Source organism: Marinoscillum sp. (assembly GCF_040222955.1).
Taxonomy (GTDB): Bacteria; Bacteroidota; Bacteroidia; order Cytophagales; family Cyclobacteriaceae; genus Marinoscillum.
In genome coordinates this window covers 298,753-320,502 of record NZ_JAVKCA010000009.1, presented here as the reverse complement: position 1 = coordinate 320,502, position 21,750 = coordinate 298,753, and the positions used below count along the sequence as shown (strand labels likewise).

Below are 21,750 nucleotides of genomic sequence, written 5' to 3'. Positions count from 1 at the left end.
CTATGGAAAAATCAGTAGCAATCATCTGTGGTGGCGGTCCTGCACCGGGTATCAATACAGTTATCAGTACGGTAGCCAAAGTCTTTTTGAACGATGGATACAGGGTGTTGGGCGTGCAGGAAGGCTACAAGGGATTGTTCGCTGAGTCACCACAAATCAAAGAATTCGATTTTGAGCATGCTGACAGGATTTTTAGTCGGGGTGGATCCACTTTGATCATGAGCAGGCACAAGCCTAAAGATGATGAGTTTACGGTGGATTTTTTTGTCAAAAACAACGTGAAGCTGCTGGTCACCATTGGTGGTGATGACACGGCCAGCACAGCCAATCGGATTTCTAAATTTCTGGCTAAAAACAACCTGGATGTTAAGAATATCCATGTGCCCAAAACCATAGATAACGACCTTCCGCTACCAGACCGGAACCCTACTTTCGGGTTTCATTCTGCCAAAGATGAAGGAGTGAAAATCGGCAATACGGTCTACGAAGATGCCCGCACCAGTCACAACTGGTTTGTGATGTCTACCATGGGCCGTTCAGCCGGACACCTGGCTTTTGGGATCGCCACGGGATGTCACTTCCCTATGATGATCATCCCTGAGATGTTCAACAAGACTAGGCCTACGCTGGATAAGATCATTAACCTGATCATTTCCTCCATGGTGAAGCGAAGGATTCTTGATATACAATATGGGGTAGCATTGGTGAGTGAGGGGGTTTTTCATATCATCGATGTGGAAGAGCTCAAGAATTGCGGCATACTCTTCACTTATGACGACCATGGTCACCCTGAGCTGGGCAATGTGAGTAAATCCAATATTTTCAATGTGCTGGTGCAGGAGAAACTCAAAAAGTTGGGCATTAGCATCAAAAGCCGACCCGTGGAGATCGGATATGAACTGAGGTGTTGCAGACCCATTGGTTACGACCTCACGTTATGCACTTTGTTGGGCATTGGGGTGAAAAAACTCTACGATGAGGGCATCTCCGGATGCATCGTCACAGCCAATTCCAAAGGTGATATTTCGCCTATGTATCTTTCAGAATTTGAGGATGCCAATGGAAAGATCCCCCCACGCCTGGTGGACATGGATTCACAGATCGCAAAGCTCTGTTTACAGAACATGCATTTCATTACCGAAAAGGATTATACGGCAGCAGGTGCTTTGCTGGATCATCCCGAAGAATACGATTTCAATAAAATTTTAAACTGGCAATAATGGCAAGATTTACAAGAATAGAAGTAGCGTTAAAGATGAAGGAAACCGGAATAGTGCCGGTTTTTTACCACAAAGATGTGGAGGTATGCAAGGAAGTACTGAAAGCCTGCTACGAGGGTGGCGTGCGTGTGTTTGAGTTTACCAACAGGGGAGATTATGCCCATGAGGTGTTCGCTGCACTGAACAAGTATGCCGAAAAGGAAACTCCTGAGATGATCCTTGGTGTGGGTTCGATAGTGGATGCCGGCACCACCTCATTGTATATCCAGTTGGGAGCCAACTTCATAGTGTCTCCGGTGTTGAACCCGGAAATGGCCAAGGTTTGTAATCGTCGGAAGATCTCCTGGTCTCCTGGATGCGGATCCGTGACTGAGATTTCCTATGCGGAGGAGCTTGGCTCTGAGGTGGTGAAGATTTTCCCTGGCTCTCAGGTAGGCGGTCCATCGTTTGTAAAGGGTGTGAAAGGGCCATTCCCATGGTGTAGCATTATGCCTACCGGAGGGGTAGAGCCCACTGAAGAGAACCTGAGCAAGTGGTTTGAATCAGGCGTGCATTGCGTAGGCATGGGCTCTCAGCTCATTACCAAAGAGATCCTTCAGAATAAGGATTATGCGGCTTTGCAGGCGAGTGTAAGCCAGGCAGTAGCACTGGCTAAGCGGCTGTCTAAATAATTGATCTCAGAACCGACCCTGGGCCTGGCGGCAGAGGAAAAGGACGTTGATGTTTTGGCTTTAGGGTCGGTTTAGTCATCTTAGTAGACAGGAGTGAGATCTGTCACTTCCAAAAGCAGTAATGGGATGATTTATATTATCGGAGGTGTGGCAGGAAGTGGAAAAACCACCGTCGGCAAGTTGCTGGCATCCAGACTGGGCGTTCCCTTTTATGATGCGGATGATTTTCACGTACCCGAAAACATTGAGAAAATGGCTTCTGGGATCCCCCTGTCGGACAAGGATCGCATCTCATGGCTCAGAAAGATATCGCTGAATATGGTTCGGTGGGATCAGGAGGGTGGATGTGTGCTGGCCTGCTCTGCACTCAAGGAATTTTATCGGAATATATTGACTCCCATTCCCACACATCACGTGCAGTGGATTATCTTAGAGGGAGATAGAAACCTTATTCTACGGAGAATTCGAGGACGAAAAGGTCATTTTTTTGATGAGAGAATTCTTGGATCTCAGTTTGAGATCTTTGAAAGACCCAAATATGGCTGGTTTTATAATGTGGCCAATCCTGTAGAGACTATCGTCGGTGAAATCCTAGTCAGAATTAATCAGGTGTGATATGAAAAAGACTCTTCCGCTGTTATTCGCTTTTTTGATCTTGCTATCCTGTCAGGAAAAACCAGTTTCCGAGGAGGTTACTCCCGTAAATTGGAACAAAAGGATGGCAAACCTGACAGCATCCGATTCACTGCAGACGGGTGTTACGTACCTCTCAGTTTACTCACAAATTTACAGCCGGTCTGAACATCGAACACATGATCTTACGGCTACTGTCAGTCTTCGGAATATCAGCAGCGAAGATGCAATTTTTGTGACCCGGGCTCAGTTTTTTGATACGGCGGGTAAGCTGATCCGGACCTACTTTGACCAGCCTATTTTCATCTCACCGCTGGAGACTGTGGAGATAGTTATACAGGAAGTGGATAATGAAGGTGGGACTGGTGGTAATTTTATTTTTGAATGGGCTGTAAACCCAGGTACTCCTGAGCCATTTTTTGAAGCAGTGATGATTTCCACGTCCGGTCAGCAGGGGATTTCTTTTACCACACAAGGGATAAAGATCCGGTAGACGCAAGGAATTATTGGGCACATCATTATTTGCGAACTTGGTGTCTTAAAAAACTATAAATATGCCAGACGGAACGATAAGAAGCCATGTGAAAGTGGGGCAGGAGGTAGAAATAGTACAGAAGCATCATCAGCGAACCGGAGAGCTTACTGCCGGTGAGGTAAAGCGCATCCTTACCAATTCACCCAATCATCCACATGGCATTAAAGTACAGCTCACCACTGGTGAAGTAGGCCGGGTCAGGCATATTTTGGAGGACTGAAATCTGCTGAATGATTCGGCGCTAGGGTGAGATTCCCACTTCGAAAAAAAAGTTGATCAGAATCAAAGTAAATTCTTACTTTTAGAGGTTTAAACTATTGTCTTAACCCTCTGGAAACTTATGGTTTATTTCTTGTTTTTGATTGGCTTTGTGCTGCTCATTAAAGGTGCAGATTTTCTGGTGGAAGGGGCCTCGTCTCTGGCCAAAAGGAACAATATTCCGGAGTTGGTCATTGGGTTAACCATTGTATCCTTCGGTACCAGTATGCCCGAGCTTATCGTCAACCTGTTGGCCAGTTTTGATGGGAGTTCAGAGTTGGCCATCGGAAATATTCTTGGGAGCAACATTGCCAACGTACTCCTCATCCTGGGGGTGGCTGCCATGATTCGGCCTTTGACCATTCATAAGAGTATCTATTTTACCGAAGTTCCCATTTCTTTGTTTGCCACGGTGATGGTAGGTTTTTTGGCAAATGCCAATTTGTTTGTGGATGTCAAGGGACTCACGCTGAGTCGGTACGATGGAGGCATCCTCTTGTTTTTCTTCGCCCTTTTCATGACCTATATTTATGTGGTATCCAAATCCAAACAGAGCCTTCAGGAAGAGGCAGATTCTTTAGATACCATAAGTACCCTCCCCAAAGGACGATCCATTGCTTATATCGTCATAGGCTCTCTCGCGTTGTTTTTGGGTGGAAAATGGGTAGTGGATGGAGCTTTTGAAATCGCGCTGTTTTTTGGTCTGTCCGAAACGTTCATAGGTCTGACTGTGGTGGCTGTTGGGACTTCCCTTCCTGAGCTGGTGACCTCTGCGGTGGCCGCCAAAAAAGGCCAGTCGGATATGGCAGTGGGTAATGTGGTTGGTTCCAATATATTCAACATCCTATGGATTCTGGGGCTTAGTTCGGTGATTCGTCCATTGCCGTTTGATATCGTTTCAAATTCAGATATACTCATGGTGATTGCCTCGAGTACGCTGCTGATTGTGGCCATTGTCCTTGGCAGGAAAGCCAGCATTGGCAGATTGATGGGAGGGATCTTCGTACTCACCTATGTAGCTTATCTGGCCTACCTGGTGATGCGCGGGTAGTTCTACTTTCATTCAATAGACCGCCTTGCTCACCCTCATCCAATATAATGATCCCGGGTATCTCACAAAGGAACACCTGAGCCCTTCCGAGGCAGCTGCCCTGGTGAAGGAAGATTTTATCAACTGGATAGATGTAGAGATTACCAGCCAGACTTATGTGGATGATACGGCCGGGCTCTTCAACATCCATCATCTCATAGCTGAAGACATCCTCAACATTGACCAGTTGCCCAAGTTTGAGCTCTTCGATGACCATCTGTTTTTCAGCACCAAGATGCTTAGTTTCGATGCAGACCAGGACCAGATCATGGAGGAGCACCTGAGTGTGGTGATGTGCAAAAACCTGGTGATCACCTTCCAGGAGGGCCTCCCCGGGGATGCCTTCAACGAGCTGCGTAAGCGGATCCAGCTGTCCAAGGGTTTGATCAGAAAGTATAAGGAGGATTACCTCTTTTATCACATCCTGGATGCCGTAGTGGATCATTATCTGCAAATCATGGAAACCTTGAGGGCCAGGATAGAGCAACTGGAGGCCCGATCACTGGCGGATCCTTCCTATGATGTCATGCAGCAGGTGATCGAGATCAAAAAGGACATTAACATTTTGAGGAAGTACACTGTACCGATGCGCGATGCACTCAATAAGATGCGGGTGGAGGCCGATCATTTTATTCAGAAGAGCTCCATCAATTACTTTCAGGATGTGGCTGACCACCTGCTGTACCTGATCACCTCTTTTGAGACTTCACGGGAGATGCTGAAAGACCTGATGGACTTGCACCGATCTAACCAAAACAGTGAGATGAACCGGGTGATGAAAACCCTCACTGTAGTATCCGCTATTTTTATCCCGCTCACTTTTTTGGCGGGTGTTTATGGAATGAACTTTCGGCACATGCCGGAGCTCAACTCCCAATGGGGCTACCCCCTCACCATTGGCGCCATGGTGGCAGTAGCTATGATCATGGCGCTTTATATGAGAATAAAGAGGTGGTTTTGATGGTGATCAAATGGAATAAAAAAAGGCCCCGTAAAGGGCCTTTCTCAATGATTTACATATCTGTTACCGGAAAGCCCCGATCGCGCATCAGCGCTTTGATATCTGCATCTCTGCCTCGGAAGAGCCGGTAGGCTTCTGCCGGGTCCATAGAATTGCGGGGAGCAAAAAGATATTTCACCAGTTTGTCCGCCAGGTCTTTGTCATAAAACCCGCCAGGAGCCTCCTGGAAAGCTTCACCTGCATCTGCCGTAAGCACATCGGCCCACATGTATCCATAATAGGCTGTGGCATAGCCCTCACCAGAGAACACATGGCCGAAATGGGGGGATCGATGACGCATCACCAGCTCCTTAGGCATTTTCAGCTTCTCCAGCGTTTCCCTTTCAAATGTATCCGGATCCAGATTGGTAGGATCTGTGGTATGATAGTACATGTCCATCAGTGCGGACGCCAGGTATTCCGTGGTACCAAATCCCTGATTGAAGGTAGCGGCTTTTTTGATTTTGGCCACCAGCTCCTGCGGGATAGGCGCTCCGGTTTTGTAATGTACCAGGTAGTTATTGATTACCTCGTCAGTAGCCAGCCATCTTTCGAGCAACTGAGACTGAAACTCCGTGTAGTCACGCACACCACTGTTCAGTGTGGGATACTTCACATTCGATGACAGGAAGTGTAGCGCATGTCCAAATTCGTGAAAAAAGGTCTCAGCATCATCCCATGATACCAGCACAGGCTCCCCTGGAGCAGGCTTGATGAAGTTGGAGTTATTAGAGGCCAGTACGGTTTTCTCACCATCAAACGAGTCATAACTACGATAGGTAGTTGCCCAGGCGCCGGAGCGCTTACCCTGGCGGGCGAAAGGATCGAGGTACCAGAGGCCAATGAGCTCACCGGAGGTTTTGTCAGCCACTTCCCATACTTTCACGTCCGCATGGAATACCGGCACCACACCAGAGTCGATTGGAGTAAACTGAAAGTTGAAAAGCTCACCAGCTACGAAAAACATGGCCTCCCGAAGCTTGTCCAGTTGCAGGTATTGTTTTACCTCATCTGAGTCCAAATCGTATTTTTTCTTTCTTACTTTTTCTGCGTAGTAGCGATAGTCCCAGGGCTCAATCTTGATTTTGTCCCCATTGGCATCAGCTACCGCCTGCATGTCAGCCACTTCTTCGGCTACACGCGCAATGGCTGCCGGCCAAACAGCCTCCATCATCGCCATGGCGTTTTCAGGGGTTTTGGCCATGCGATCCTGTAGACGCCACTGAGCGTAATTATCAAAACCCAGGAGCCCTACACGCTCATCGCGAAGCTTGAGGATTTCAGCGATGAGCTTGTTGTTGTCATGTTCGTCTCCGTTGTCTCCGCGGGAGTAGTAGATGTTCCATACTTTTTCTCTGAGCCCCCTCTCATCAGAGTAGGTAAGGAAGGGATCCATTGAGGAGCGGGTATTGGTCACTGCATACATGCCCTCTTTACCCCGGTCCGTTGCGGCTTTGGCAGCGGCCTTCACAAACGACTCTGGCAATCCACTCAGCTGATCAGCAGAGAGGTAGGTCACGTATCCTTCCTCATCGGCCAGGATGTTGTTCGAAAAGCTGGTGTGTAGGGAGGAAAGTTCTTTATTGATGGCGCTATATCGGGCCTTTGAGGCTTCGTCTAACTCTGCGCCATTCATGGCAAAACTGGTGTAGGTAAGATCTACGACGCGTTGCTGATCAGCAGGAAGAGGATTCTGCCGGGAAGCTTCATAAACCGCTTTGATCCGGGCAAAGAGCTTCTCATTTTGGGTGATCTTAGAGTTGAACTCTGAGAGCCTGGGGGCCATTTCGGTCTGTATTTCCCTAAATTCCGGAGATGAGACATTGCTGCTCCAGATGCCATAGTAGGAATACACCCGGCCCAGGTCATTACCTGATCGCTCCATCGCCACAATGGTATTTTCAAAAGTAGGTGCTTCAGGGTTGTTGGCAATGGCCTCTATTTCTGCCAGATTCGCCTCCATTCCCTGCTCCAAAGCTGGTTTGAGATCAGTCAGGCTCATTCGGTCAAAAGCTGGTAAGCCACCGTATGGGCCTGTCCATGGTTGTAATAGTACATTATCTGAGACCTGGGGTGCGGTCTCTTTGGTTCCCTGGCAACTGATAGCTGCCAGCGCTATGAAAGCAAAAAGTGCTTTACTGATTTTCATTGTTTTGTAAGTCATTCCTTTCGGGGTTGTTGATTTGAGGTAATTTAACAAATGCCCGGGAGGTAGAAATACAGATTTCTATCAATGGTCTGAAAGGAGGATGAGTCAAGAATTATTTCCTGATGGCCTCATTCATATGGGTGATTTCAAAAGCAGCTGATGCGATCGGAAGTCGATCCGGCTCTTTTTGGACAGCTTCCAGAATCTGTGTATACAGCTGATCCTTTGTCGTCCTGCGTTTTTTGAAATCCACTACATAGCGAATGGTAAAAGTGATCCAATTTTCATCGAACGTCAGGGTAACCATCGGATCGATCTGGGCATTTTCCACATAGAGTTGGTCGGTAAGCCTGTTCCATTGAGCCTTGGTCTCCAGGGTAAATTCCTTCACCAGGTTGGTAGTGATGTCCAGCATGAGCTGCCGGGCCAGTTGATGGTCACTACTGTGTTTGAGTGGAATGGTGATTTCGTCCCAAAGGAAAGGAAAATCCCCTGAGTAGTTGAATACTGGTTCTTTAAAAATAAAACTGTTGGCTACCCGAACCATTTTACCATTGTAAAGGTCTCCACCTACCCAGTCTCCAATCTCCATGAGCGTGGTCCTCAGTATGCCAATGTCCACTACATCACCCTTGATACCACCGAGTTTTACCCGGTCGCCAATCTTATAGAAATTACCAAAAAGAATGGCCAGAAACCCGGCGATGCTCACAATGACTTCCTGAAGTGCGAAAGCTATACCTGCTCCGGCCACCCCAAGTGCCAAGGTCAGGTTTGAAAACTTATAGTTGTAAATGAACATCAGTGCGAACAGCACAAGGATGTAGCCCACAAAGGAAACCACCTTTCTGGCCTGATATCGTGCAGTGCTATTTTTGATGTACTTATTGAGCCCCTTTTGTAGCACCTTCACCGTGAATAAGGCTAAGGTCAGTACAATCACCACCTGCACCAATTTGGCTCCTGTGGGCCCCTGAAGAAAATCCAGAATGTTTTCCATTAGTTAAAGTCTTTATCGCTGATCAGTTTTTCATCTACAAGTGCCTTGATCACAATTTCCGTCATCTCACTTTTAAAGGCAAATTCACTGCGGATGTCCATTACATAGGCTTTGAGTCTCATCTTCAAAAAAGACTTCCTATCTTTTACTTCGTTGAAAAAGAGGACGGCTATGGGTTTGGCCAGGTAGACATATTTGCTTACCTGCGCGGCCTGTGTAGCGATTTCTCGCACTCGCACGGTATCTATGCTGATCGGGAGGTAAATTTCAGCCACTACCTGACAATTGGCTTCTCCCGCGTTGGTGTTAGACACTGATCCATTCATGATCTCACTATTGGGAATAGACACCAGGGAATCATCTGGTGTGACCACCCGGGTAGAACGTAGGCCTATCTGTGTGACTTCACCATAGTAGGAGCCCACTTCAATTTTGTCTCCTACCTGAAAAGGCCGGTCAAAAAGGATCATCACTCCACCAAAAATGTTTTTGAGGATGTCCTGAGAGGCAAAACCAACGGCCACACCCACTGATGCGGACAGGGCCAGGATGGTGGCTGCCGGGGGTTGAAAGATCCCCGCTACAATAATGAATAATATGAAGATCCAACCAAGAATACGGACCACGGGGATTAACCCTTTAAGGGTGATGCGATATTGGGCGCTACGTTCGGCTAGAATAGTTAGTATTTTGGAGATGATCCTGATGCCTATGTAACCTGACAGTAAAAATACCAGCGCCCAGAAAATTTTAGCCATGGAGAAAATTTCGGACAAGTCAGGAGCTTCGTCTCTCACACTGGTTTTGGGGCTGGCATCCTGCACCTGGATCTTAAGGATGGAGGTATCACTATTGTCTACTACCAGACTGTCCTGTGCAAAAGCCGGAACCGCCAAGCAGAGGGCGAAGAAGAATATGCTGACGTATGTAAATAGTCTCATTTTAGTAGATCAGGTTTTTGGCTTTGAGTAGACTGATGACACTTCTGTATACCAGTGGGTTAACCGTGTAGATGTCATTTTTAAAAATCAGTATACCATCTTCGAGCATCATGGACAGCATCAGAAAAGCTGATTGATGAGAAGACCTGTTGACGATGGTAAATTGATTGAGTGTGAGTCCGTCGTGCAAAATCAGTTGATGCAGGGCCAACACCTTACCCATATCAAAAGCCATCAGGAACCCCAAATCAGGCTTTCGGAAATCACCGATGACAATACCGTTTTGGTCTACAGATTTAGTAGAGAGCAACCAGAACATCAGGGCCATGCTGATATTGCTTTCGGAGAAGTCTATCAGTTTTTTGAAAAAGCGATCCTTTAGAATGGTTTGCTGACCTGCTTCACTTTGATTTTTGAATTTTTTGGACCTCAGGTCCTCTTCAGAAGGGTCGAATAGAATCTTGTAACCGCTGATGCGATTTCGTTTTGCCACGATGTTGCCCAGCTCCACAGCTGTAGGAGGCTGGAGTTTGATGTGGTAGCTGAATACATCCTGAACGTCAAGGGTTTTCTGAAAGTAGTTCCAGGTATACAATGTGCTCGTGGCGATCCAGAAGATATTTTTGGAAGTATGGCTGATCAGCTCCAGCAGGTCTTTCAGTCTGGCAAACCCGCCTACCTTTCTGAGGTAGAGGTTTTGAATATCTTCCACGATGATGATTCGCCGGGGGCCTTCATTGAGAGCAGTGGCGCACTGGATGAGGTTTTCAGTGGTGTCATTTTCAAGCAGTCCATGCAGGAAAGTCAGGAGCTGTTGGGTACCGTAGGATTCTGTTTCACAGGTGACCCGGTTAACAGCATATCTGAAAGGTGACTGATGCTGGATGTAGTTGAGGTATGAGGTCAGCCCACTCCACTTTTCACCAATAATCACAGCAGAGCCCATTCTGCCTTTTTCCCAGTTGGTATAAGCACCCGTCAGCTGGTCATATTCCTTCTGCCGGCCTACAAAAAGCTCATGATCGGTGAGTGGTTCTATTCTGTACAGATTTCTGTAGATGACGGGCAGAGCGTTGATCACCTCCTGAGACTCAGCCAGGAAGTCAGAGACCTCTTTGGAGGCGGCTTCTTTTTTAGAAGTGAGTATAAAGCGCTGGCTGAGGTCCTGTTGAAGTAATTTCAGTTTGTTGAACCATGCCTTGATATGCTCAATCGCCTGGGAGGTATAGGCTTTTGCCGAATCTTTCATTTCAGCCTTGTAGGCTTCCGTTTGTTGGATGGCCTTGGCTTTCATCACCCGCATTCTTATCTCCCGTACATTTTCGTTGACGGTGAGCTGCCGGAGTGACTCTATATAGTCTTTCAGCGCAGTAGTCAGCTGCTCATTGGTGGAGGCTATGATTTCCCCCAGTGCAGTTTGGATATCACGCACCCGCTGCTCAGAGCGCAGGAGGCTATCTATGGCCACTTTCCGTGCTTCTTCTATGGCATCGGGGTGTTCCTGAAGCTGCTGTATGGCTGCTGTGAGTCCAAAGGTAATCATATGATCCAGGTCTCTGGACACGGTGACACTCTCATCCAGCTGACTGATGAATTCACCCTTGATGCGATCCAACTGGGACTTGAAAGTAGGGACGATCTCAAAGGCTATGAGTTCATAGGGCGAAATCGTTGTAATATTGGCAATCGCAATAGGCGCAAGATAGTCTGTGGGAATTTTGGCGATTTTCCGCTCTGTGGTCAGATTTTCCAGCGCTCTGCTCAGATCAGCTTCAAATCGGTTGACTGCATTGATGATCTGATTGCTGCCGAGCTTCTCCACCAATAGCGGTATTACCTCCTGATCCAGGGTTTTTTGCGCTTTATAGTTGCATTTTTTCAAGGTGAGTGAAAAATCTTCATCCTTAGATTTTTCCAAATCAGCAATGGCAGAGTGTATGTAGTCGAAAATCGCTTCCAGCTCCTCGCCAATGTCCTCGCTCAGGTTGTTAGATTGTGCGGCCTGATAGGTGATAAAATCTGATTCGGCCAGGTTAATTAACCTGAATACTTCCAGGTCTGCACGCCATTCTTCGAAGAAGGCATCGAAGGTGTTGTGCCAGCCTGCATCCTCCTTTTGCCAAAGTGTTTCAGCTGACTGGAGTTGTGCTTTTAAATGCTTTTCCTGATACCGCTTTGCACTATGCTCAAGGGTATTCACTGTGGAAGCGACTTTCCTGAGTTGCTGTAGCTGGATACGAAGGCCGTCATGTAGTTCGGCTTTCAGTTCTTTCCGTACTTTAGTGAAAGACTTGGTAAGGTAGCTAAAGTCAAGCCTGGTGAATTCTGCAGTGTCCGTGGACTCTTCCCATTGCTTCAGTTCCTGATAAGCCTGAGAAAAAAGGGTATAATACTTTGCCCGAACCTCCAAAATGGACTTCACATATTCTCCCAGAAGATAATATTCTGCTATGGCTCTAAGTGGAACCCGATGACTCCAGTAGCGGATCGGCCGTTTCTTTTTCCTAAATAGGTTAGTTGTACGGACGGGTATTGTTGAGACACTGAAAGCGAAGGACTTCACACCTTTGGTGATCCTGAGCAGGAAAGCGTCTGTTTTGAGGGCCTTAAACCGGTCTTTTTCTTGCGGTATTTCCAGGGTTTCCGGTAATGATAGAAGGCACGCCTGTACAGCCTCATGGTAGGGCTTCGAAAATTCACTGAAAGGGAGTCCGTCGGAGGCATTCCAGGATTGAGAAATCAAAGCCAGAATTTCACCCTTGAGTTCCGCTTTGCTGAGCTTTCCGGCACTGGTTTCGTAAGTTTGAAAAATCGATTTTTGCAAACTTTCAAAGTCTGAATGTTCATTTCTGATCTCTGATTTGAAGCTGGTGTACAGCTTGTCATCGATCAGTTTTTCTAATTCTACTTCCAGTGAATTAATGAGCTCTTGCATTAGGTTAAATTCATGACAATGACAGAACGGAAAATGTTTTTATTAGTTTTTAGTCACCCCAAATAAATGATAACAGTTGTATGATTGTTAACTTAACTAAAATACCTTGTTATGAAGAATGTTCTCCTGATTTTATGTGCTTTGGTCACTTTGAGTGCTTGCTCTACAGGTGATGAGCCAGGAACTACTGAGCGGAGCTCTACCTATTTGCTTTACAGGGCCAACTTCAACCCCGTGAGTGGGGACGTGACTGTGAAAGAATTGGCACCTGGGAAACTGCAATTCTCCATCAAATTACAAAATACCGCTGAAGGCGGCGAACATCCGGCGCATCTTCATTTTGGTACTGTTCGGGAGGTAGGCGAATTGGCGTTTGCGCTCAACCCTGTAGACGGGACCACGGGTGAGAGCATTACCGTCCTGGATCAGGTACAGTTGAGTGATGGTGAGTTGCTTACCTATGACAATTTTCTGGAAATGGACGCCAGCATCAAGGTGCATATGAATGATAATTATTTCAAACACATGGTGCTATCCTTCGGCAATGTGGGGAAAAATGAGAATTATTTCTTTGATGGGGTTGCTGTCTGTACGGGGCACTAGCGATAAAAAAATCCCCAACAAATGAATGAAGGGGATTTAACCAGCTATGTACAAATAACCTGTGTAACCTATACGAGATCAAAATTATTGGTTTTCCTGAAATGACAATTAATTAATCGGTAGACCCTGAGAATTCATCGGTGAATATCTCCTTCTCTCCATCTAAACTTCCAATCAGCTTAATTCCACTTCCTTTTTCAGGGAATAGGCCTGAGCTTTTTCATGAAAACATTTTTTGGTGGCCTCCCAGGTGGTTTTGAAAAGCTCAGAATGACGGTATTGATCCAGTGCTTCCTGTGAATCCCATTCGCTGAGGGTATAATACACGTTGATGTGGTGATAATCTCTGTGGAGAGACAGGTACTGGCACCCCTCCATGGCCCTGATTTGATTTTTGGCTCCATGAAAAATTTCCAGGAAGTCATCTTTTTTTTCCGGGATGAAGGACATACGTACGATACGGGTAATCATAGTTGGAAGTTGATAATGACTGGCGCATCGAGATGGAGACCTAACAGCTCTGACGCATTGCCTTTGTTGATACCTATTTGTAGTTGTTGGTTGCTGTTGAAAAGAATAAAGTATTCTCCGGACTCCACCTCATGGTAGGCCGTGTGTATTTTTCGGGAGCGCTCCCTGCCAAAGCACACTTCGTAGGGTTTTTCACCATTGAGTTTCATGATGGTCTCAAATGCCGAATGTACGATGTTGGTGATCAGGTTTCCATAATGGTCTACCCGTACAATATTGCCGGAAATCTCCCGCTTGGTCACTTTGAGCTGGCGTGCATACAGGGTCTTGAGCACTTCCAGAGGCTTTCCCAGCTCGGATATTTTTTTACCATTGGCCAGTGCCACAGCTGCTGGTGCCAGCAGGTCTTTGGCCAAAAAAGTGGAGCTCTTCAGGTCGTCGGTGCTGAGCTCCACCATGGCTGTAGGGGCCTGATCGCTTAATAAACTAAACAGGCCGGAATCATAGCCAACAAAATAATGTTCCTCTAGTTGTACCGCTACGAGTTTGGAAGGCTCGCGACCGTTCATATCTATGGCACAGAGGTGGACAGTGCCGGTTGGAAAATCCCTGAAAACGCTCTTCAGAACATAGGAAGCATGCCCTATATCTGAAGGATAAATTTCATGACTGATGTCAACAATGTGCGTCTCAGGGCCCATCTTATGGGCAACCGCTTTTACCGCAGCTACGTAATGGTCTTCAGTACCAAAATCTGACATAAATGTGACTAGAGCCATACAAGCGACGGAATATTTCTTTATTTTGACACAAAAATATAAATTCTAAAAGCAACAAAAATTAAACGCTTATAAATCACTCATTCATTTGCTAGAAAAGGTCATAACACTCGATAATATCTCCCTGGTGGATTTTCTGGGGATCCAAAATCAAAACATTAAGGAGATCGCTTCTGCGTTTCCCGAGAGTAAAATTATCTCCCGGGGCAATGAGATCCGGATACAGGGCACCGCACCTCAGATTCTGAAAATTAATGACATTCTCAACTCACTCCTGAACCATTATGATAAGTTCGGTAAGGTAACTCATGAAAATGTGGTCTCCTATATCAATGAGGAGCAGCATAGCTCTTCGCATGCCGGAGCCAATGATGTCTTGGTATTTGGTACCAGAGGATTTAAGATCACTCCCAAAACCAAGAATCAGAAAGCCCTGGTAGAAGCCGTAGATGCCAATGACCTGGTCTTCGCTATCGGGCCTGCAGGGACAGGTAAAACGTACATTTCGGTGGCACTGGCGGTGCGGGCACTGAAAAACAAGGAAGTGAAGAAAATCATCATCACCAGGCCGGCCGTGGAAGCCGGAGAGAACCTGGGCTTTTTGCCAGGCGACCTGAAGGAGAAAATAGATCCTTACCTCAGACCGATTTATGATGCGCTCAATGATATGATCCCCACCGAAAAGCTCAGGTACTACCGTGAAAACGGGGTGATCGAGATAGCGCCACTGGCCTATATGAGAGGCCGTACACTGAATGATGCCTATATCCTGCTGGATGAGGCCCAAAATACTACGCCCATGCAAATCAAGATGTTTTTGACCAGGATGGGCCCGGAGTCTAAAGTGATCATCACCGGGGATAAGTCCCAGATAGACTTACCCAGAAATCAGCGCTCTGGGCTAATAGACGCACTGGATGTCTTGAAGGAGGTTAAGAACATTGGGTTTGTGGAGCTGGATGACCGGGATGTGGTAAGGCACAAGCTGGTGAAGGAAATAGTGAAAGCATATAACAAACAGGGAGAAAAAGAATGATACGGGTAGTTACAGCAGATTCTGAGGAATTGAAGGAGAAGGCTTTTGCCATTCGGAGGGAAGTTTTTGTGGTGGAGCAGAAGGTATCCACGCGCGATGAGTTTGATGAGTTTGAAGCTTCCAGCACCCACTTTGTTGCGCTGGATGAAAACGAGGAGCCCGTGGGGGCGGCCAGGTGGCGCCGTACGGAAAAAGGCATCAAATTGGAGCGCTTTGCTGTGAAGGCCAATCAGCGCGGTAAACAGGTCGGTTCAAAACTGGTAGAAGCAGTCATTGCCGATGTCCGATCTAAAGAAGGAGCTGGCCAGTACCTCTATTTGCACGCCCAGCTGACGGCTGTTCCCCTCTACGAGAAGTTTGGGTTTGAGAAAAAGGGTGACCAGTTTTCTGAGTGTGACATTCTGCATTACCTGATGTTCAGGTTGTCTTGATTGATTAAATATTCTCCAGTTCCCGTTGTTTGATATGGCAAAATTTCTGAAATTGATCGAGTCAGTTTTGCAGGAATTTTATGTTTAAGTGGACCGCCTTTCCTTTTATCCGTATTTCCTTTTTCCTTTCTCTGGGCATCATTCTTTATGATTTCCATGAAGGGATTTGGTCTGGGCTACCGTGGCCGCAGATCGCTGTGATGTTTTTATTGGCGCTTGTGATCCCTTTCTGGCTCGGAAAGCCAATGCTCAAAGGAGTGATTTACCTCTTGCTGATGGTGTACATGGGTGGATTAATGGCCATGCTGGCTGATGAATCTGCTGTCACCGGGCATTATTCTTCCTTTGAGAGGGTGGAGGGTTTTGCAGGAGTGGTCATTTCAGACCAGACTGAGCGCGATCACTATCATAGATATGAGGTGGCCATTAGCATGGTTGCTCAGCCGGATTTCCTGAGTCGGGCCCACGGTAAGGTTTTTCTTTATGTAAAGAAGGCCCCGGATGCCGGATCCCACCTGCAGTACGGCGATGTGGTGGCTGTAGATAAAAATTTCTTCCCGGTTTCAGGCCCTAAAAACCCTCATGAATTTGACTACAGGGCCTACCTGAAGAAACAAAAAATCTATGCCCATGCTTTCGCTGATCATTCCGAGATCCGGAAAATAGGACATGAGGCCCCGAATTCCCTTTTGGCTCAGGCACTCCGCATACGAACATACGCCAGGCAGAAGATCGCAGACTGGATCCCTCAGCAGCGCGAACGTGCCATTCTTACAGCACTGATTTTGGGCGTGAAGGATTATCTGGATGAAGATACCACCTCGGCTTATGCCGCAGCAGGCGCCATGCATGTGCTGGCCGTATCCGGGTTACATGTGGGCATCGTAGTGATGATCTTGAGTGTTATTTTTCAGAAATGGAAGGAGACCAGGTGGGGAAACGTAGTGTTTACGATTGGGTCTGTGGCGATCATTTGGCTTTATGCCCTGGTTACCGGGTTTACTCCTTCGGTAATGCGCGCTTCCACTATGTTCACGGTAATCATAGTCAGCAGCGCTTTCAAGCAAAGGGCCAATATTTACAATTCACTAGGCCTGGCCGCTTTCGTGCTGATCCTATATAACCCCTATGTCATTTATGCGGTAGGGTTTCAGCTATCCTTTGCGGCAGTGATTGGCATAGTGGTACTACATCCCCGTTTATACAGGTTGCTGGATTTTTCCGGTAGGGTTCCGGATTATATCTGGTCCATTACGTGTGTATCCATTGCGGCTCAAGTAGCTACCTTTCCCTTGGCCCTGCACTATTTTCATCAGTTCCCTACTTACTTTCTTGTGTCAAATCTCATTGTGATCCCGGCGGCATTTTTGATGCTGGGTGGTGGGATCTCTATGCTCCTGATTGGGAGCATACTGCCGGCTCTCGGCGGGCTCCTTGGTGTTGTTTTACAGGGCTTTTCATGGGTGGTGAATGAACTCATACTGGGTATTAAGTGGTTACCCTATCCGATCTTTGATTGGTTGTATTTCGATCCCCTGGATACCATTTTCACCTATCTGATCATGAGTTTTCTTGTGTTGGCCATTTGGAAATACAGCTATCACTACATGGTGCTCGCTTGTTTGGTAGCTATGACCTTGACAGTTTGGCTCCATGTCAAATCCTTTGAGCAGGGAAATCAAAAGAGAATGGTTTTTTATGAAATAGATGGAGTGACGGCCATTGACCTGATCAATGGGAAGGAAGCCGTATTACTTACCGATGATTTTTCTGAGGCCAACAGAGAGCTGATTGCTTTTCAGGTCAACCCCAACAGACTGGCTAGCGGACTGCCAAAGGTGGATGACTCCTGGCAGCTCATGAGCAATTCAGAGTGGGTGGAGGTTCATTCCTGCTTCGATTTGATTGAATGGGATGGTGTGAGGGTGATCCTAATGAAGCACATGGAAGACTACCAACTCACTCATCCCCTGGAGGCGGATGTTATTTATTTTAAGGATCCCCAAACGATTTCACATGAGGGGTTGCTGCCAGGAATGGTCCTTCTGGGTACTGGTTTTAACTATTATGACACTCGTTCTGCCAAGGACAAATTTGGAAGCATGAAAATTGAAGCCCGCAGTTTGTCGCAGGATGGCTTCTTGGAGTTAGATTTGAATCAAACAAGACCTTTTAGCCAGAGAAACAATCAGCTGGCAACTATCAGTGAGTAGACCACAGGAAATATTGAAACAATACTGGGGCTTTGATGCCTTCAGGCCTATGCAGGGAGAGATAATAGGCGCAGTACTGGATAGCCAGCATGTGCTGGCGCTCCTGCCCACAGGAGGAGGCAAATCCCTCTGCTTTCAGGTGCCGGCATTGTGTCTTGAAGGGGTTTGCGTGGTGATTTCACCGCTGATTGCGCTGATGAAAGATCAGGTGGAGCAACTGAAGAAACGTGGCATCAAGGCAGCGGCTATCTATTCAGGAATGTCCCTGAAGGAAATAGATATTATACTCGATAACTGCATATACGGGGCCATAAAGTTCATATACGTTTCTCCCGAAAGGGTCAAGACAGACTTATTTCTGGCCCGCGCTGCCCAGATGAATATTTCTCTCCTTGCCGTTGATGAAGCACATTGTATCTCACAGTGGGGGTATGATTTTCGGCCCTCTTATCTGGAAATTGCTCAATTTATAGAAGCACTTAAAATCACCAGGATTATTGCCCTTACAGCATCGGCTACCGCCCAGGTGAAATTAGATATACTGGAAAAGCTGGGGATGGAAGAACCACGGGTCTTTCAAAAAAGCTTTGCCCGGAGCAATCTGTCCTACTCGGTATTTGAACTGGAGAATAAGGAGCAAAAGATGCTGGAGATTTTACGCAGTGTTCCCGGGAGCAGTGTGGTTTATGTGCGTAGTAGGAAGCAAACCAGAGAGTTGGCGGAGTTTTTGCGAAACAGTGGCATCTCAGCAGATTACTACCATGCTGGTATTCCGGGTCACATCAGGGGTCGACGGCAGGACCAGTGGGTTTCGGGACAAACCAGGGTGATCGTGGCCACCAATGCCTTTGGGATGGGGATTGACAAACCAGATGTGCGCACGGTTATTCATTACGACTTGCCGGACTCCCTGGAGGCCTATTATCAGGAAGCGGGCAGAGCAGGTCGGGACGAGCGAAAAGCCTATGCGATTCAGCTCTATGCTCAGAATGATCTGACCAATCTAAGGCGAAGGGCTGAGCAGTCAGCAGTGTCTGTCGATTTTATGCGCAAAGTCTACCAGTCTCTGGCCAATCACTTCAAATTGGCTGTAGGGAGCAGTGCCTTTACCAGTTTTGAATTTGACTATGAGGGCTTTATCCGCACATTTGACCTTCCAATGGTGGAGACCTACCACGCCCTGGGCAAGCTGGCCGATGAAGGGCTGATTGAACTCAATGAATCTTTCAAGGAGTCCTCCAAAGTGATTTTCCTATTAGAACAGTCCGAAGTGTACAAATATCAGGTGGCCAACAGAAACATGGACCCCGTGATCAAAACGCTAATGCGACTGTATGGTGGAGAGATGTTTTCGGACTTTGTGACCATTCGGGAGGAGGACGTGGCCAAACTTCTAAAAGAACCCGTAGATATGGTCAGAAATCAGCTTCAGTACCTGCACCAGGCTGAAGTACTGATCTATCAGCAGGCCAGTGATAAGCCAAGGATTAATTTTTTAACACCGCGCGTGGAGGCTAATAACCTGCCGATAGACCAAAAACAAATGGCCTGGCGAAAAGAGGTAACACTCACCAAAGCGAAAATGGTGGAAGAATACGTGACTTCTGAGCACAAGTGCAGATCCCGGGTATTACAAAATTATTTTGACGAGCTCACCTATCAGAATTGTGGGGTTTGTGATATCTGTATTCAAAGGCATAAGAAAATCCAGAGCATGCCATTGGATGAAATAGAGGCCTTTATCCGGGAACACCCTAAAAAGGAGAGTGAGTTGATTCAGCAATTTAGCCGACTGGCGCTGGATGATCTGGTCACTTCCCTGCGCGTATTAATGGATCAGAAGAGGATAGGACTGACCAAAGAGGAATTGTTCGAAGTAAAGCGTGCCTAGGAGGAGGATTTATCCGAACCAGCCGCTTTCACGTGTTTCCAGGAGTCTCCACGTTTGATACTGAAGATCGTACCTACAGAGACCCCAAATTGCTTAGCTATGATTTTCACACGGGTTTTACGGTTGGGGTCACCCATCATTTTTTTGATTACCGCTACCTGCGTTCGTGTGAGCTTGTTGTTGGGGGTGAAGTCCTTATCATAAGTATATGCAGACTTATGATACTTACTCATGTGGTCTTTGAAGGTAGCCTTATCCACCCATCGCAGGTTATCCGCTTCCGGGTTTCCTTTGTTTTCGTCGATAAAAATAAGGTGGGTGTGGTTTTTCGGATTGGGAACAAAGAGCTCTGCCACTACTTTATGCACGTATATCAGGGTGTTTTTCCCATCCTTTTTCCTGGTGGGAATGGCCCGATAGCCCATGTTTTTGTAGTGTTTAAGGAGTTTTGGTGGGTCAAAATACAGTGATTTGACCTCACCGTAGCTGCTTACCAGAAACTTGTTGCGAATCTCATCGCTTTCCCAAACTTTCCACTCTTCCATAAAAAAGAAGGGTTCTTTGAATCAAAAGTACCGATTTTTTAAGAATCAAGGGGATAAAAAAAGGGTGAATTAATGCATTCACCCTTTTTACTTATGTCTGATCGATCTGATTCTTATTCCTCCAGAGCGGCTACTCCGGGTAGTACTTTTCCTTCCATGTACTCCAGAAGTGCACCCCCACCCGTACTTACGTAAGATACTTTGTCCCCAAACCCAAGGTTGTTGACAGCCGAAGCAGAGTCTCCGCCACCGATCAATGAGAAAGCGCCGTTCTCAGTGGCACTCACCAGTGATTTGGCAATGGCCTCAGTACCTATGGCAAAGGCCGGGAACTCAAAAACACCCATTGGGCCGTTCCATAGAATGGTTTTGGAGTTTTTGATGGTCTCTGAAAATAACTTAATGGTTTCAGGTCCTATGTCCAATCCTTGCCAGTCATCAGGAATTTGGCCTGCAGGAACCGTTTTCTTGTTGGCATCTTTGTTAAAATCATCTGCGATTACGGTATCTACAGGCAAGATAAGGTTCACACCTTTGGCCTTCGCTTTCGCCTCCAGCTCTTTGGTAAGATCCATTTTATCTGCTTCCAGGAGAGATTTGCCTATATTTCCACCTTTAGCTTTAGAGAAGGTATAAGACATACCACCACCTATGATGAGGTTATCGGCTACATCCAACAACCGATCGATAATCAATATTTTGTCAGACACCTTCGCACCACCCATGATGGCCGTAAAAGGACGCGTGGGTTCACCTAAAACTTTTTCGGCATTGACCAGCTCCTGTTGCATCACATACCCGCAGCATTTGTCGGCGAAAAATTTGGCAGCAATGGTGGTAGAGGCATGGGCCCGGTGAGCTGTTCCAAATGCATCATTGACGTAGATATCACCCAGACTGGCCAGCTTTTCAGCAAAAGCCTCGTCGCCTTTGGTCTCTTCCGGGTAGAAACGTACGTTTTCCAGTAATAACACCTCACCATTTCCGAGGGCTTTGGCTTTTTCCTGCGCCTCTTCGCCAATGCAGTCACTAGCAAAATGAACGCTGACGCCTAGTTTTTCACTCAGGTCTGCCACGATGTGCTTAAGAGAATATTTTTCCTCTGGTCCTGTCTTAGGTCTGCCCAGGTGGCTCATCAGTATGACGGCTCCACCCTCATCAATTATTTTTTTGATGGTAGGTATGGCTGCTCTTAGTCGTGTATCGTCGGTAATTTGGCTGTTTTCATCCAGGGGTACATTGAAGTCTACCCTGATTAGTGCCTTTCTGTTTCTAAAGTTAAAATCATCTATGGTTCTCATATCCACTTATTTTGGAGTGCTAAATTGTCTGATCTGGGCAAAAAAGCA

20 protein-coding genes are annotated in these 21,750 nt (G+C 46.8%); 12 read left to right on the top strand and 8 right to left on the bottom strand.

All coding sequences use genetic code 11. The features are described 5' to 3' along the window. Nucleotides 1-2: 2 nt before the first annotated feature. The 7 genes from RIH33_RS08895 (at nucleotide 3) to corA (ending at nucleotide 5,368) form a co-directional block, all read left to right on the top strand. Nucleotides 3-1,220, top strand: a complete 1,218-nt coding sequence (locus RIH33_RS08895; RefSeq protein ID WP_406650583.1) for a 6-phosphofructokinase — start codon at nucleotides 3-5, stop codon at nucleotides 1,218-1,220. Continuing rightward, entirely contained in the window at nucleotides 1,220-1,891 is a 672-nt protein-coding gene (locus RIH33_RS08890) for a bifunctional 4-hydroxy-2-oxoglutarate aldolase/2-dehydro-3-deoxy-phosphogluconate aldolase (protein ID WP_406650581.1), read from the top strand. Before RIH33_RS08895 ends, RIH33_RS08890 begins: the two co-directional genes overlap by 1 nt. Nucleotides 1,892-2,017: 126 nt before the next feature. After that, on the top strand, nucleotides 2,018-2,506 hold the full coding sequence (locus RIH33_RS08885; protein WP_406650580.1) for a gluconokinase: 489 nt from the start codon (nucleotides 2,018-2,020) through the stop codon (nucleotides 2,504-2,506). A 103-nt stretch (nucleotides 2,507-2,609) separates the two neighbouring features. Further along, entirely contained in the window at nucleotides 2,610-3,017 is a 408-nt protein-coding gene (locus RIH33_RS08880) for a DUF3124 domain-containing protein (RefSeq protein WP_406650578.1), read from the top strand. 61 nt (nucleotides 3,018-3,078) lie between these two features. Then, on the top strand, nucleotides 3,079-3,279 hold the full coding sequence (locus RIH33_RS08875) for a YwbE family protein (RefSeq protein WP_406650577.1): 201 nt from the start codon (nucleotides 3,079-3,081) through the stop codon (nucleotides 3,277-3,279). A gap of 120 nt (nucleotides 3,280-3,399) precedes the next feature. Next, nucleotides 3,400-4,368, top strand: coding sequence for a calcium/sodium antiporter (locus RIH33_RS08870; protein WP_406650575.1), 969 nt, complete (start codon nucleotides 3,400-3,402; stop codon nucleotides 4,366-4,368). Nucleotides 4,369-4,393: 25 nt separating this feature from the next. Continuing rightward, entirely contained in the window at nucleotides 4,394-5,368 is a 975-nt protein-coding gene (corA, locus tag RIH33_RS08865; RefSeq protein WP_406650573.1) for a magnesium/cobalt transporter CorA, read from the top strand. A gap of 52 nt (nucleotides 5,369-5,420) precedes the next feature. Here the strand turns inward: corA and RIH33_RS08860 are convergent, their stop codons facing one another. From RIH33_RS08860 to RIH33_RS08845, 4 genes are all read right to left on the bottom strand, one after another. Next, complete coding sequence (locus tag RIH33_RS08860; RefSeq protein WP_406650572.1) at nucleotides 5,421-7,556, bottom strand: M3 family metallopeptidase; 2,136 nt, start codon at nucleotides 7,554-7,556, stop codon at nucleotides 5,421-5,423. Nucleotides 7,557-7,668: 112 nt separating this feature from the next. After that, complete coding sequence (locus tag RIH33_RS08855; protein WP_406650570.1) at nucleotides 7,669-8,556, bottom strand: mechanosensitive ion channel family protein; 888 nt, start codon at nucleotides 8,554-8,556, stop codon at nucleotides 7,669-7,671. Further along, nucleotides 8,556-9,497, bottom strand: a complete 942-nt coding sequence (locus tag RIH33_RS08850; RefSeq protein WP_406650568.1) for a mechanosensitive ion channel family protein — start codon at nucleotides 9,495-9,497, stop codon at nucleotides 8,556-8,558. The genes RIH33_RS08855 and RIH33_RS08850 overlap by 1 nt, the downstream gene beginning before the upstream one ends. Before the next feature lies 1 nt (nucleotide 9,498). Further along, nucleotides 9,499-12,432 carry a hypothetical protein gene (locus RIH33_RS08845; protein ID WP_406650567.1) on the bottom strand — a complete coding sequence of 978 codons (2,934 nt, stop codon included), beginning with the start codon at nucleotides 12,430-12,432 and terminating at the stop codon, nucleotides 9,499-9,501. Nucleotides 12,433-12,543: 111 nt separating this feature from the next. Between RIH33_RS08845 and RIH33_RS08840 the strand changes: the two genes are divergently transcribed. Beyond that, nucleotides 12,544-13,035 carry a hypothetical protein gene (locus tag RIH33_RS08840; RefSeq protein ID WP_406650565.1) on the top strand — a complete coding sequence of 164 codons (492 nt, stop codon included), beginning with the start codon at nucleotides 12,544-12,546 and terminating at the stop codon, nucleotides 13,033-13,035. 174 nt (nucleotides 13,036-13,209) lie between these two features. On the opposite strand, the gene RIH33_RS08835 is transcribed toward RIH33_RS08840, so the two are convergent. Together RIH33_RS08835 and RIH33_RS08830 are read right to left on the bottom strand one after the other, a co-directional pair. Further along, nucleotides 13,210-13,506: a putative quinol monooxygenase gene (locus RIH33_RS08835; protein WP_406650563.1), complete on the bottom strand. Its 297-nt coding sequence runs from the start codon at nucleotides 13,504-13,506 to the stop codon at nucleotides 13,210-13,212. Then, nucleotides 13,503-14,285 (bottom strand): S-adenosyl-l-methionine hydroxide adenosyltransferase family protein, encoded by a 783-nt coding sequence (locus RIH33_RS08830; RefSeq protein WP_406650561.1) that lies wholly within the window; start codon nucleotides 14,283-14,285, stop codon nucleotides 13,503-13,505. Before RIH33_RS08830 ends, RIH33_RS08835 begins: the two co-directional genes overlap by 4 nt. Before the next feature lie 88 nt (nucleotides 14,286-14,373). Here RIH33_RS08830 and RIH33_RS08825 point away from each other — a divergent pair, with 88 nt between their 5' ends. The 4 genes from RIH33_RS08825 to RIH33_RS08810 all read left to right on the top strand — a co-directional run bounded on the left by RIH33_RS08825 (nucleotide 14,374) and on the right by RIH33_RS08810 (nucleotide 19,856). Beyond that, complete coding sequence (locus tag RIH33_RS08825) at nucleotides 14,374-15,321, top strand: PhoH family protein (RefSeq protein WP_406650560.1); 948 nt, start codon at nucleotides 14,374-14,376, stop codon at nucleotides 15,319-15,321. Beyond that, a complete protein-coding gene (locus RIH33_RS08820; protein ID WP_406650558.1) occupies nucleotides 15,318-15,752 on the top strand; it encodes a GNAT family N-acetyltransferase in 435 nt (144 codons plus the stop codon). Before RIH33_RS08825 ends, RIH33_RS08820 begins: the two co-directional genes overlap by 4 nt. Before the next feature lie 80 nt (nucleotides 15,753-15,832). Then, complete coding sequence (locus tag RIH33_RS08815; protein WP_406650556.1) at nucleotides 15,833-17,965, top strand: ComEC/Rec2 family competence protein; 2,133 nt, start codon at nucleotides 15,833-15,835, stop codon at nucleotides 17,963-17,965. 13 nt (nucleotides 17,966-17,978) lie between these two features. After that, nucleotides 17,979-19,856 (top strand): ATP-dependent DNA helicase RecQ, encoded by a 1,878-nt coding sequence (locus RIH33_RS08810; RefSeq protein ID WP_406650554.1) that lies wholly within the window; start codon nucleotides 17,979-17,981, stop codon nucleotides 19,854-19,856. Here RIH33_RS08810 and RIH33_RS08805 read toward each other — a convergent pair. Further along, nucleotides 19,853-20,401, bottom strand: a complete 549-nt coding sequence (locus RIH33_RS08805; RefSeq protein WP_406650552.1) for a hypothetical protein — start codon at nucleotides 20,399-20,401, stop codon at nucleotides 19,853-19,855. The two genes, RIH33_RS08810 and RIH33_RS08805, sit on opposite strands and share 4 nt — an antisense overlap. Nucleotides 20,402-20,514: 113 nt before the next feature. Continuing rightward, a complete protein-coding gene (locus RIH33_RS08800; RefSeq protein WP_406650551.1) occupies nucleotides 20,515-21,702 on the bottom strand; it encodes a phosphoglycerate kinase in 1,188 nt (395 codons plus the stop codon). Nucleotides 21,703-21,750: the final 48 nt, after the last annotated feature.

Coding starts and splice junctions, on each gene's coding strand:
- RIH33_RS08895 (WP_406650583.1), top strand. CDS start 3: ATGGAAAAATCAGTAGCAATCATCTGTGGTGGCGGTCCTGCACCGGGT.
- RIH33_RS08890 (WP_406650581.1), top strand. CDS start 1,220: ATGGCAAGATTTACAAGAATAGAAGTAGCGTTAAAGATGAAGGAAACC.
- RIH33_RS08885 (WP_406650580.1), top strand. CDS start 2,018: ATGATTTATATTATCGGAGGTGTGGCAGGAAGTGGAAAAACCACCGTC.
- RIH33_RS08880 (WP_406650578.1), top strand. CDS start 2,610: ATGGCAAACCTGACAGCATCCGATTCACTGCAGACGGGTGTTACGTAC.
- RIH33_RS08875 (WP_406650577.1), top strand. CDS start 3,079: ATGCCAGACGGAACGATAAGAAGCCATGTGAAAGTGGGGCAGGAGGTA.
- RIH33_RS08870 (WP_406650575.1), top strand. CDS start 3,400: ATGGTTTATTTCTTGTTTTTGATTGGCTTTGTGCTGCTCATTAAAGGT.
- RIH33_RS08860 (WP_406650572.1), bottom strand. CDS start 7,556: ATGAAAATCAGTAAAGCACTTTTTGCTTTCATAGCGCTGGCAGCTATC.
- RIH33_RS08855 (WP_406650570.1), bottom strand. CDS start 8,556: ATGGAAAACATTCTGGATTTTCTTCAGGGGCCCACAGGAGCCAAATTG.
- RIH33_RS08850 (WP_406650568.1), bottom strand. CDS start 9,497: ATGAGACTATTTACATACGTCAGCATATTCTTCTTCGCCCTCTGCTTG.
- RIH33_RS08845 (WP_406650567.1), bottom strand. CDS start 12,432: ATGCAAGAGCTCATTAATTCACTGGAAGTAGAATTAGAAAAACTGATC.
- RIH33_RS08840 (WP_406650565.1), top strand. CDS start 12,544: ATGAAGAATGTTCTCCTGATTTTATGTGCTTTGGTCACTTTGAGTGCT.
- RIH33_RS08835 (WP_406650563.1), bottom strand. CDS start 13,506: ATGATTACCCGTATCGTACGTATGTCCTTCATCCCGGAAAAAAAAGAT.
- RIH33_RS08830 (WP_406650561.1), bottom strand. CDS start 14,285: ATGGCTCTAGTCACATTTATGTCAGATTTTGGTACTGAAGACCATTAC.
- RIH33_RS08820 (WP_406650558.1), top strand. CDS start 15,318: ATGATACGGGTAGTTACAGCAGATTCTGAGGAATTGAAGGAGAAGGCT.
- RIH33_RS08815 (WP_406650556.1), top strand. CDS start 15,833: ATGTTTAAGTGGACCGCCTTTCCTTTTATCCGTATTTCCTTTTTCCTT.
- RIH33_RS08805 (WP_406650552.1), bottom strand. CDS start 20,401: ATGGAAGAGTGGAAAGTTTGGGAAAGCGATGAGATTCGCAACAAGTTT.
- RIH33_RS08800 (WP_406650551.1), bottom strand. CDS start 21,702: ATGAGAACCATAGATGATTTTAACTTTAGAAACAGAAAGGCACTAATC.